11 protein-coding genes are annotated in these 11,124 nt (G+C 55.7%); 4 read left to right on the forward strand and 7 right to left on the reverse strand.

Annotated elements, in window-relative coordinates:
* Positions 1-14: 14 nt before the first annotated feature.
* On the reverse strand, positions 15-332 hold the full coding sequence (locus QRN36_RS14010) for a hypothetical protein (RefSeq protein WP_285424574.1): 318 nt from the start codon (positions 330-332) through the stop codon (positions 15-17).
* Positions 333-605: 273 nt separating this feature from the next.
* On the opposite strand from QRN36_RS14010, the gene QRN36_RS14015 reads away from it, so the two are divergent.
* The 3 genes from QRN36_RS14015 (at position 606) to QRN36_RS14025 (ending at position 3,474) form a co-directional block, all read left to right on the forward strand.
* Positions 606-746, forward strand: coding sequence for a DUF2256 domain-containing protein (locus QRN36_RS14015; protein ID WP_285424575.1), 141 nt, complete (start codon positions 606-608; stop codon positions 744-746).
* A gap of 506 nt (positions 747-1,252) precedes the next feature.
* Entirely contained in the window at positions 1,253-2,812 is a 1,560-nt protein-coding gene (locus tag QRN36_RS14020) for a hypothetical protein (RefSeq protein WP_285424576.1), read from the forward strand.
* Between the two features lie 206 nt (positions 2,813-3,018).
* The gene (locus tag QRN36_RS14025) at positions 3,019-3,474 is read left to right on the forward strand and encodes a GNAT family N-acetyltransferase (RefSeq protein ID WP_285424577.1); all 456 of its coding nucleotides are present in this window, start codon (positions 3,019-3,021) and stop codon (positions 3,472-3,474) included.
* Between the two features lie 825 nt (positions 3,475-4,299).
* Here the strand turns inward: QRN36_RS14025 and QRN36_RS14030 are convergent.
* On the reverse strand, positions 4,300-4,920 hold the full coding sequence (locus QRN36_RS14030) for a DUF3885 domain-containing protein (protein WP_285424578.1): 621 nt from the start codon (positions 4,918-4,920) through the stop codon (positions 4,300-4,302).
* Between the two features lie 713 nt (positions 4,921-5,633).
* Entirely contained in the window at positions 5,634-6,608 is a 975-nt protein-coding gene (locus tag QRN36_RS14035; protein WP_285424579.1) for a hypothetical protein, read from the reverse strand.
* A 378-nt stretch (positions 6,609-6,986) separates the two neighbouring features.
* Between QRN36_RS14035 and QRN36_RS14040 the strand changes: the two genes are divergently transcribed.
* Positions 6,987-8,264: a hypothetical protein gene (locus tag QRN36_RS14040; RefSeq protein ID WP_285424580.1), complete on the forward strand. Its 1,278-nt coding sequence runs from the start codon at positions 6,987-6,989 to the stop codon at positions 8,262-8,264.
* A 137-nt stretch (positions 8,265-8,401) separates the two neighbouring features.
* On the opposite strand, the gene rutF is transcribed toward QRN36_RS14040, so the two are convergent.
* The 4 genes from rutF to QRN36_RS14060 all read right to left on the reverse strand — a co-directional run bounded on the left by rutF (position 8,402) and on the right by QRN36_RS14060 (position 11,098).
* Positions 8,402-8,884 carry an NADH-dependent FMN reductase RutF gene (rutF, locus tag QRN36_RS14045; RefSeq protein ID WP_285424807.1) on the reverse strand — a complete coding sequence of 161 codons (483 nt, stop codon included), beginning with the start codon at positions 8,882-8,884 and terminating at the stop codon, positions 8,402-8,404.
* 78 nt (positions 8,885-8,962) lie between these two features.
* Positions 8,963-9,553: a malonic semialdehyde reductase gene (locus QRN36_RS14050; RefSeq protein WP_285424581.1), complete on the reverse strand. Its 591-nt coding sequence runs from the start codon at positions 9,551-9,553 to the stop codon at positions 8,963-8,965.
* A 57-nt stretch (positions 9,554-9,610) separates the two neighbouring features.
* Positions 9,611-10,618 carry an aldo/keto reductase gene (locus QRN36_RS14055; protein WP_285424582.1) on the reverse strand — a complete coding sequence of 336 codons (1,008 nt, stop codon included), beginning with the start codon at positions 10,616-10,618 and terminating at the stop codon, positions 9,611-9,613.
* Positions 10,619-10,696: 78 nt separating this feature from the next.
* A complete protein-coding gene (locus QRN36_RS14060; protein ID WP_285424583.1) occupies positions 10,697-11,098 on the reverse strand; it encodes a Rid family hydrolase in 402 nt (133 codons plus the stop codon).
* Between the last annotated feature and the right edge of the window lie 26 nt (positions 11,099-11,124).

Here is an 11,124-nt window from a genome sequence, read left to right on the forward strand (position 1 = left end):
CATCCTGCCGCGGATCAGCCTTTGACAACTTTGAGCAATTGTTCGCTCGCCTGCGCTGCAACGGCGCCTGCTTGCATGTCTGCCCAATCTGCAAAGTCTGTATGGGCGGCAACGAACGCATCCCACTGTTCGTCTGCTACAGATTCGAAGTCTTCGATGGTATGCACGTCATAGCCGGCCGACTCGCAAAAGGTGATGAAATCCGGACTTTGGGAATGTCTGGACATGAATGCCGGGTTGAGCAAATCCAGCAGCAAGGAACGTCGGGTTTCTGCAAGTCGCTTGGCGGCTTCCGTCAAGCTTTCATAATGAACGGTGTCTTTGGTTTCCATGGTTCACTCCTGCTATAGCCGTAGGACATTTCTGATCTGCAGGGTTGACCTCGCGACTTCTGGATTGGTTCGAGGGGGCGGACAGGACGCACGATGTCTGGCAAGAGGGAGGGGCTTCACTGAGCTTATGAACGTCTTGAAGGCTGGACGTATGGGCTGTGTACGTTGATCGATGAAGCTGACATCGAGGATTGGGAAGATCAAGATTTCTGAGAAACGGCCGATCAGTCAGCGGTGTGCCTTATGGTCCGGCTCGGAAAGTGGAGGCAAACGGTGAAAAAGAGTGAGCTCCCCACCAAGACCTGCGCCTGCTGCCAGCTGCCGTTCACCTGGCGCAAAAAATGGGCGCGGTGCTGGGACGAGGTCAGGTATTGCTCGGAGCGCTGCCGACGTGCAGGAAGACATCACAGGTAAATGACGGATGAAAGCGGAATCAAGCGACGCACCGGAACGCATTACTCGAAAAAACCGCAGGCGCGGCATGCCGAATCTGCTTGCGTGTCTGGCAGTGGGAAGCGTTGTCGTGGTCAGCGCGTTTCTGTGGGCAAGCCGATCAGAGCCTCATCGCCGCATCACTTCAACAGAGCCCGAAGTCCGAGCAGTTGTGACCGACGGGCTGAGCGGGAACGAGTCATCATTCTGAAACGCAACCGTCAAATACCGCCTTTGCATCAGGAACCGGAACGACGCGGTCGACCACATACCTCTTTGAAAAGCATCGCCGGTAGCAGCGATGCATCCGTATAACCAGAGAGGACTTCACCATGCGCGTGTCTGGCCAGCAAACCTCCGGTTCCTCGCACTCCATGGAACTTCAAGAGCGGTCAGGTTCGACCGCTGCGACCGACCACGCTCGCGTGGGGCAAGGTCATCCCCAACCCGGGCAGGTTGCTGCGGCAGGTGTGAATGAAACCCGTGAAATGAGGCATCTGCTCACGGACTACATGAGCCGCCAGTTCGCGCCCTATCGAGAGCGTCTGGATGCAGAATCGCCCCATCGGGTAGAAATCGATCGGATCATCGAGAGCCGAGTCAACAAATTGATGGAAGAGAACATCTCGTTCGAGGAGCTTCGAACGGTGATGGACAAGGCGAAGAAGATGGACCGCAACGCCTCGGTCATATCGGGCACGGTTGGCGGCTTGCCGTTTGCCCTGGCGTCGACGCTGCAGGCCGCCATTCCCGCCATCACCGGCATCGGTGCAAACATCCAGAATCCGGTGGCGAAAGCGGCAGCTCAAGGGGCGATCGGACTCGCAACGGCGTCGGTGATGGATCAGGTCGGCGGCGCTTCCATGAAGAAACTTCGAGAAGATGCGTATTACCTGCAAGCGCCCGGGGACAAACTGCATGAGTCGTTGAACGCCGCGCTGGAGACAATCGACACCAAAGCGAACCTGGCCATCAAAAACGGATTGGAGGCGCAGACCTTCACGTTGCGAAATGCGGGCAGGTGGATCGCAGGTCCGGTGGCGGCCGCTTCGAATCCTGCGGCCGAACCCATTGTGGATACCGTCCTGGCCATTACGGGAGGATTGGCCGCTGGCGCCGGTACCGGTTATGCCGCACATACGCGTCGCAGCGAGCAATTCACCAGTGGCCCGGCGCTGCTGTTGGGGCGCAGAGATGTCGAGCCCAAAGAGGACCTGAATCAGGAAACCGAGTGGTTCGACACGTTGCAAGCATTGCGGCGCGCAAACACCACGACTACGCCTCTCATCAATGCCGGAGGGCGTCTGGCCGATGCGGGCCGCACACTGTTCACCGATCCGCTCGGGGCGGTGTCGAGAACGGCGAAAGGCACGTTCACCGCGTCTGGTGCAGCCAACGTCAGCACGTTGACCGGTGGCTTCGCCGCGCTGGAAGCCGCCAAAGGCGCTGCGGTAAACGCGTTGAGCGAACACCCTGTCTTGGGTTCGGCTGCAAAACACGCCATCAACACAATAGGAGGCGCCGCAGTTTTTGGTGCCAATGCTGCAAGCGTCGCTGTCGCAGACAAGCTGGTTGAGGATCTGATGTCGCCCGGTGTAGCAACAACCGAACCGGCGGCGGGCGAGACTCAGACCGCCCAGTCAGTGCGAGAGGAAACAGGCGAGACACCAGACGACGCTTCAGGCCGTCTCAGCAGGCGGTCCACGCAGCCATCCCGGCAAGCGGGATCTGAAGCGAATTCGCTGGCACGCACCAGCCTCACCGGCAACCGGATCATGAACGCCGAGAACTCGGCACCTCACTCGATCAAGTCTTCAGCAGGCAGTGTGCGAGCAAGTCTCGACGGCGAGCACGCGCAACCCGCGATCACCGGCGGCCCTTCAAGCCAGGCAGAGCGGCCGGGCTCGCCGCCTTCGAGGCCATCCGCACCTTCAGTGCAGACAGAAAATCTGTCGGACGACGACACCTCCAGCTATCACACCGCGGCAGGGGATTCATCCGATGACGACGAATCCGTCTACTTCACTCCGCCACAAAGCCCGGTTTGATCGGGCCGGATGATCAGATTCGACACCGTGGCCGCAGTCGTCCGGAACGGGCTGCGGCCATGATTCGCATCGCTCACGAAATGCACATTGTTATCTCGCAAGATTGTTAAGTGTGGGCCTCGTGCCATTTTCCCTGTCAATCTCCTAGCCTTGCATATTATTTCGCAAGCCATACGATGTCTCACGTTCAAGCAGAGACTAACGGAATGGCACTTCAACTTCGGCAAGCACGTATCACCGATCTTCCGGCCATCTACCGAGGAGAGGAGAGCTATATCCGCTGTTGGGAGCCCGAGCATGAATCTTCATGGCGCGCACAACTGGAACGGCACCTGACGCGCTGGGTAGAGAATTTTGAGCGTCTTACAGTTGCGACTATGGGCGATCAGTTCGCAGGATACTCACTCTGGGAGGGAAAGCAGCATTGTGCGGAACTTTGTACCATTCACGTTGGGCTCAAGTACCGGCGTATCGGCATTGGACTGACTCTCCTGGAAGCTTTTGCGATGGATGCGGCACGGGAAGGGTTCCGGCAACTGCGGTTGAATGTGCGCCCCGACAACCCAGCGAAGAGAATGTACGAGAAAGCGGGGTTTCATTGCACGGGTACTGGAGCACATGATTACCTGAGCTACGAGCGCTACTTGGATGGGGACGTCTAATGTATGGGTCCTGCGGCATTCTTTCGAGAGCTGCCAACCTGTTGCCACTGTGATGCGGGAGTCAATACACACGCCGCAGCCTTCCAGTAGGAGCATTCGTGAACGGATCAACGCATAGACCCTCTTCGGAGTACAAAGGGCGGCGCGCCCTCGCTAAATGGGCATCCCTGTGCCATCCAAAAAAAGGTGGAGATAAGACCGGCGCATGACCAGTCTTATTTAAGCCCACAGCAGTGAGGGGGCTTCTCTGTTAATACAGCGGTACCTGACGGGTGGGTAACGTAAACTCTCACGAAATCCGATCCTGCTCCTCCTTGAACATACACTTTGTACACCGTATATCCGGGGAGCGTGCTGGAGGGAGCAACTGAGGTCACTCCTGTTACCGATATCTACTCTATGGTCCCGAAGCGCGAACGATCTGGGTCACTGGCCCGAATGTAGGCTTCGACTCCGGGCATATCTTGGTTCTTCTGTAGGACAAGCCGAAAAGCCTGAGGAGCGAGCATCGCGAGTACGCAAACGGCAATAGCGAGTTTAAGTGCCTTCCCTTTCAAAGGATGTAGTCCCTGAGTCGATATGCGCAAAGCATGGCACATTTAGATTTGGTGAAGACGAGTGTCCGCCTTGGCCGATAGCGGTCAGTCCGTGCGCGTCGCTAGAGGGGCATGCCTTACCCTTTGGCGCTTTCGCAAAGCGATCCACCCCTGTTGAACCCGCTACGCGGAATGAATCGAGAGATTGCCGTTGGCCGATCTCTGCCATTTCCGAACCGAGAACTGTCGAAGTCCCACCGTATTCACATCCCACGAGGTATCAGTTCGCTCAGGGAGAGTTGAAGCTGATCTCCATCGCGTGTCGGTCGTAATCCAGCAGATATGACTGATGCTTCTTGTAGAGGACCGCCAGCAGTTCACGGTTAGGACCAACAACGTCCATACCTCTGTCGTCGTAGGGGAAAACCACGACCTTTTTCTGCAAGTTGAACAGATAAACGTCGCAGCCAGGGTTGGGTTGAATCATGTGAAAATCCTTCGCCAGCGCGCACCACAGCAGCGTTTCAAGCAGCGATGCAGGAACCTCAAATGACAGGTAAAGCCAACACTCGGGCGATCTCTCGTGCAGCCACTCTTCTGGATCTATCTCCTCGCTCCAGATGGATCGCTGATTCGGGATTGAAACGCCGGCCGACGCCAAGGATTGGAGCGTTCTTCGATGCTCAAAATGGCCCGTGCCAGAGTGCTTTCGTAGACAAGCGACGATAGGATCATCAGCGAATATGTCCTTGCAGATCAGTGTCGCCCTGCGCAACGCCAAGAGAAACAGTTCAAGTGCATTTCCTGACTCTGAGAGCCGGAATCGCAGCCCTGCTGGATAGGAGTAAAACAGAGGTCTCTGGAAAACAGACGAGCCGAAATCTTGCAGGATCTGCTGATCAAGTTTCATTGGCGAGTCACCTTTGGAATTCAGGGAGCATCACGGATCGATGACGTGAACCGGAATCGTAACCTAAAGGAGGAGGTGTCTGCCGCCCATCGCGACTATCTCTTTATGGCGGGCAGCAGACGTATTGCCCCCGTTCACAACCATTGCGGGTGCGTATGAAAAGAATTTTCACGCAATGAATTTTCCTATAGCGCGTCATATCGTGTAGCTCAGGACCACGCTGCCGGTCCGCTGAAGGTTGATGGCTATCAGCAGACAGTGGAACTGTGCGGTTGTGCGCCGGTGGTTGATTATTTCGCTACAAAATCCAGTGCAGTTCGGACATCCCTGTGCATGAGCAAGAACCGTTCGCTGGTGCTGCGGGTTGATTTGTAGCTGACGATGGTGCAGTGCGGGATCTATCGGGGCCGATTTTTAGGGATATGTCTTGCACGCTGGCGTAGCCCCTATGTCCGCGCCCGGCTGTAGTGGTCTGTCTCCAGAGACTGCTTTCGACCCAAAGCTGACATTCGGATGCCCTCACTAGCCATCGCCACTCGCGTGTCCACTCTTGACCGTAAGCCACCCTGTAGGAAGGGCTCCTATGGGTTTATGATTTTATATCGCCGCAATACAAAACGTAGCTGTCACGGAAACTAGATCATAATTTTTCGATAGCTACCATGCCACGAACTTTTCCTTAATCGTGATTGTGGTCTTGGAGACGAGAATCTTTATTGCTTATCTCCGTCGGCTGAAAGCTTATTCATTTTTTTCTCCAGCATAGTTTTAGCCAACGGACCGAGGGCCTCACCAAGGGCTTTCATTTCTGCCTGTGCATGATCTTGTCCCGATAAGGTGCCATTTTCCGTTATTGCAAACTTGATGAAAACATTATCGGAGTCATTTCCTACGTACGAGACAGGCTTGGTGGCGGAAGGTGAAGATGTGAGCGCGTTGTTGATCGTCCAATTATTCACTGGTACGTAGTGCAAAATTCCCTTTTCATTCACTGGGACGGCGCCGATAGTGAGGGTAGTGCTTTCACCATCGGCGATTTCGCCGCTGGTTTTCTGATAGGTCTGGGCCAAAGCTATAGATAGAGAGACATAGCCACTTGCGTTAGTCAGGCAATCAGATTCGCACTTGGTGAGCGATACACTTTTACGCGATAACACATAAATTGGGCTCAACTGAAATGCGTTGTTGCCAAAAGGCATAACTCGCAGAAGGATCGCCATTTGGACGTCTTCTTGGGAGATAGTAGGGGCACTGCCGTTTGTGGAGTCTTTAGCCGTATAGCGTACCAAAGCAATGCAATCCGTTCGTTTCATATTCTCCACGGTAGTGATCCAGTCGCCGGTCCAGGACTTGCTGGCGCGTTGTTGAATCTCTTTGATCTTGTCGTTGGCTGCTTGAACGGCCATGTCGATAACCACGCCACCAACAGCATTTAGAACGGCAGCGGTTGCTGCGGGCATGCCTAACGCTCCTTGTGATGCGCCCTCTGTTGAAGACGTAAGCTTGCCGCAAAGCCTCTTATCGTACCCGGATCCAAAAAGCTCAGGCGCTTCATGCTCTAAGGGAAGCGCTACGGTTTTCTCGGATACCTGTACAAACGGCTCAACCTTGGGCCCGAAAATTATCCCCATCGAGTTACACCCATGAAGTGCAAATACCGCAATACCTACCAACACTGAATTTCGCATGATCAGCCCTCCTGATCGTCTTTAAGTCCAGCGCGAAAATTGCGCATTTCAAAATAGAAAACATTCTTATGTTGCGGTCGTTAAGACGGTGAGCTGCGGCGTTCACTTCGTCTGCATTGAATGGCAGCATAGACTAAGCCCGCAACGGCTTATCTTCTGCCTGCAAAAGATATTTCACGTCTGAAGCAGTATGGCGTTTTAGCTTCAGAATAAGCTATTTAAGCAACGTAGTTATTCCAAATAATTATAAGCGAGCTGGAAAAGCCCTTGAAATTTTAGCCGGCTTGGCTACCGTTACGCTTGCGAGATATGAAGTCGTACCCCGATAAGTCGAACTTACTAATCCAATACTGAGAGGTCACTATGGTGACGCGAAAGGTGACTGGCCTGGTTATTTTTGCCTTTTTTGGGGGGGCATATAACAGTCATGCCGCTGATGAAAGCGAGGGTGTAATGGAAAGCTTGCCCGAGCACCTTATTTACCTATACACAGAAGTGCCTAAAGGCGACGGTCCGTCGGTTGGTGAGTCCCAATTAGTGGTCCGAGATCGACGTTGGGAGCCAAATCGGCTGTTGAGGGTATGCACGTTCGGCGGAAACAAAAGTGTCGTGGCCTTGATTCGCAAGGTTGCGAGCGAGTGGAATGCAGTTTCCAGCGTAAAACTTGACTTCGGACCCGCTCCGGATGGGTATAACTGCCTAGTTTCCAATGCCGGTTTTTACCAGATCAGAATTGGCTTTTCTGAACGTGGATATTGGTCTGTTTTAGGTAAGGACAGCGAGTCTAGGTTGGATCCACTGGTGCCCTCCATGAATCTGGAAAGCTTTAACCGGATCTATTCCGAAGCAAGGTATCCCGCAGCTGATATCACAACCAAGGCGGCACCCTATGACAAAGCAGTTATTCGCCATGAGTTCGGGCACGCTCTGGGTTTGCTTCATGAACATCAAAACCCATCGCTTAAATGCCAGGATGAAATAAAGTGGGAGGGGCCCGGTAATGTCTATGATTACTTTGCTGGCTCGCCAAATTTCTGGTCAGCAAGTCAGGTTGAACGGAATCTTGGGTTTATTCAAAATACTGATCCGGATTATCAGGCGGGGCTACCTGATGCTAAGTCTGTAATGATGTACTCATTGCCCAAAGAGATATTCAAAAATGGTAGTTCCAGCAAGTGCTATGTGTCGGTTAACTATGAGATATCAGCGAAAGACAAAGAGATCATCGCCAAGATTTATCCGACTGTCTCTCAAGGGCAGGTTGCTCAGTATGCCGCCGTCGACCGCTCAACCGTGAAAGCATTACCCCTTGCAATGGCACGCTCCGAAAGCTCTGACATAAAATCGCGCATATTAGTGGACTTGGAGTCAAACGATGACTACGTGCGGCGGGATGCGCGCGTGCGTCTGGCCAGTTTCCTGCAAAGCAGCCCTGAGGTAGATGCTAATTCGCTCATACGTGCAATGAATGGCGCGTCTTATCGGTATAAACTTGGAGTTGCGGTAGCCCTGGCCAAGTCATCAGAATCGTTCGATTTGGATAGTCAATCCAAAAAGATACTGAAGGAACAGGCAAATGCGACGGATGACCCTACTCTAGAAGCCAGTATCGAGTCGGCGCTTAAAAAGGCAGGTGATCATGCCGGGCGTAAGTAGATATGCAACTTGCAGGAATGTGTAGCGCCAGTTAGGCATTATCGTTGGACTTCGTTCATGAATGGCTGCTTCTGGCCGAAAGCAGTCGCTCATTCCCGCTCACGGCTCGTTAAATCTGGGCGCAGCCACCACGCACCTCAGCCCATTGAAAGCTCGTGATACTGTCGGTTGAAGTAAATCAAACTGCGTGCCTCATCGCTGACCCTGATCGACATAACCTCGCAGATCATGATGTCGTGTGTCCCCACTTCGGTGATCTGGCTGAGTCGGCAATCGAACGACACGCTGGCGTCTTCCAGAGACGGGCTCCCCGAGGGCCCCGTCGACCAGTCGCCTGCCGCGAAGCGTTCATCCATGGGCGTCTTGCCACCGAACAGGTTGGAGATATCCTGATGCCCTGTGCCGAGGACGTTCACGCACAGCACGCCGTTGCCCTTGAACGTCTGGTAGACGGAGGCGCTGCGGTTGAGACAGACCAGCAGGGTAGGCGGCTCGTCGGTCACGCTGCACACGGCAGACGCGGTGAACCCTGCGCGCCCAGACGGACCGTCGGTGGTGATGATGTTCACGGCCGCACCCAGGCGCGACATGGCGTGGCGGAAATCGGTTTTGCTGAGCATGACGTGATCTGCCTTGGGAGTGATGTTGCGCGTGGCGGCAAGTGAGCTGTGCATGAGCGGATACCTGGTTCAAAAGGGTCAGAGCAGGGTGCAGGCCTGATCGAAGTCCAGGCGCGGCAGGCGGTCGTACAGTCGAGTTGTGTCGCCATGGCCCAGGTTAATGATGAAGTTCACGGTCCAGGTGGAGTGACTGAAAAATGCCTCGTTCACCTGTTTCGCGTCGAAGCCTGACAAGGCGCCGGCATCCAGTCCCAATGCCCGGGCTGCCAGGATCAGGTAGGCACTCTGCAACGACGCATTACGAAAGGCCGTTTCATGGGCTGCCTGAGGGCTGTGGGTAAACCAGCTTCTGGCGTCGGCGTGGGGAAACAGCATCGGCAGGTGGTCGAAAAACGCGGTGTCCCAGGCTGCGATGACCGTGACCGGGGCGGTCATGGTTTTCTCCAGATTGCCCTTCGACAGCGCTGGCGCCAGGCGCCCTTTTGCCTCGACGGTGCGCAGGAATACAAAGCGGCCGGGGGAGCAGTTCGCCGAGGTCGGGGCCATTTTCAGCAGGTCATACAGGCGACGCAAAACGTCATCCGGCACCGCTTCATCAGTCCAGCCATTGTGGGTGCGCGCGTCGGTAAACAGCAGGCGCAGCGCGTCGTCGGTCAATCCAGGTTTCATGATGTTCCTCTGGGAATCGACGGGCCGACAGGGGCGCGACCCGTTTCAATGTGCCGGTCACACGCGAGCGATGCGGCCTTCGATGGGGTGGTGCGGGTCCACCGGCCCCAGCGTCGAACTCTTGCCGGGGGACACCAGCGCGTCGCAGAAGTGTTCGTCCTCCAGCGTCCACGGGCACTCTATCGCGGCGAGCGCGTCGTCCCATTGTTCGAACGTTCTCGGGCCTACCAGTGTGCTGGTGATATGGGCGTTACGCATGACCCAGGTCTGAGCCAAGTGCGCAGGCTTGCGCCCGGTCTGCTCGGCATAACTCACCAGCTTCGCTGCGACAGCCAGCGATTCCGGACGCCACTCGGCTTCGAGCATGCGCGGGTCGGCGCGGGCGATGCGGCTGTCGGCCTCGGGGGCTGCCCCCTCGCGGTATTTGCCGGTGAGAATGCCCCGCGCCAACGGGCTGTAGCAGACGCTGCCGACCCCGTAGTGCGTCGCTGCCGGGAGGATTTCAACCTCGGCTTCGCGGTTCACCAGGTTGTACAGCGGCTGTGACGCCACCGGGCCGCAAATGCCGGCTTCGCGGGCCAGTCGCACGGTTTCCGCCAGGCGCCAGGCTTTGAAGTTGGAGACTGCGAAGTAGCCGATCTTGCCTTCACGAATCAGGTCGGCAAAGGCCAGTACCATCTCGTCGAGCGGCGCGTCGAAATCCGCTTTGTGCATGTACAGGATGTCGATGAAATCGGTACCCAGGCGCTTGAGCGAGCCATGGGTCGCTTCACGAATCCACTTGCGCGACATGCCGCTCTGATTAGGCAGATTGCCCATGGGGTTGCCGACTTTGCTGGCCAGCACCCAGCGATCGCGCTGATGGGCGAGGGCGCGGCCAACGGTGCGTTCCGACTCCCCCTTGTTGTACATGTCGGCAGTGTCGATGAAGTTGACGCCGTGATCAGCCGCGCTGGCGATGATCCGTTGCGAGGTCGCTTCGTCGGTGGCACCCCCGAACATCATGGTGCCCAGGCACAGTTCGGAAACCTTGAGGCCACTGCGGCCCAAATAGCGGTATTGCATGTCAATCACCCTCACTCACAAACACAGATGCAGATCGCTCAAAGACCCGCGAGCAACCGCTGCGGCGCCAAACACTACTCAGGACGGGATCACCGCAGTGCTGGCGATCTCGACCAGAAACTCTGGCTTGACCATTTCCAGCTTCACGCATAAACGAGCCGGCAAGAGCTTGGGGAAGTAGGTGACATAGATCTCGTTGAAGGCGTGGTAATCCTCCAGATTGCGCAGGAAAATCTGGTTCATGGTGACGTGGTCCATGCTGCTGCCTGCGGACTCCAGCACCACCTTGATGCTGTCGAGCACGCGCCGGGTCTGCACTTCGATATCACCTTCGCCGACCAGACTGCCGTCAACCGGATCGGTGGACAGCATGCCGGCGACATACACATGGTTGCCGGCCTTGATGCCCCAGTTGAGGTGATTGAGGCCGGTGGCGGTTTTGCCGATGATCCAGCCGTCCGGGTTGATTGCCTGATTCATGTGTCACTCCTGATTGAGGTGTCGAA

This window comes from Pseudomonas sp. efr-133-TYG-103a (assembly GCF_030209235.1).
GTDB lineage: Bacteria > Pseudomonadota > Gammaproteobacteria > Pseudomonadales > Pseudomonadaceae > Aquipseudomonas.

Bases quoted from the DNA above. Each gene is read 5' to 3' on its own strand.
- QRN36_RS14035 (WP_285424579.1), bottom strand. From the start codon at position 6,608: ATGCGAAATTCAGTGTTGGTAGGTATTGCGGTATTTGCACTTCATGGG.
- QRN36_RS14020 (WP_285424576.1), top strand. From the start codon at position 1,253: ATGAGGCATCTGCTCACGGACTACATGAGCCGCCAGTTCGCGCCCTAT.
- QRN36_RS14025 (WP_285424577.1), top strand. From the start codon at position 3,019: ATGGCACTTCAACTTCGGCAAGCACGTATCACCGATCTTCCGGCCATC.
- QRN36_RS14060 (WP_285424583.1), bottom strand. From the start codon at position 11,098: ATGAATCAGGCAATCAACCCGGACGGCTGGATCATCGGCAAAACCGCC.
- QRN36_RS14010 (WP_285424574.1), bottom strand. From the start codon at position 332: ATGGAAACCAAAGACACCGTTCATTATGAAAGCTTGACGGAAGCCGCC.
- QRN36_RS14050 (WP_285424581.1), bottom strand. From the start codon at position 9,553: ATGAAACCTGGATTGACCGACGACGCGCTGCGCCTGCTGTTTACCGAC.
- QRN36_RS14030 (WP_285424578.1), bottom strand. From the start codon at position 4,920: ATGAAACTTGATCAGCAGATCCTGCAAGATTTCGGCTCGTCTGTTTTC.
- QRN36_RS14055 (WP_285424582.1), bottom strand. From the start codon at position 10,618: ATGCAATACCGCTATTTGGGCCGCAGTGGCCTCAAGGTTTCCGAACTG.
- rutF (WP_285424807.1), bottom strand. From the start codon at position 8,884: ATGCTCAGCAAAACCGATTTCCGCCACGCCATGTCGCGCCTGGGTGCG.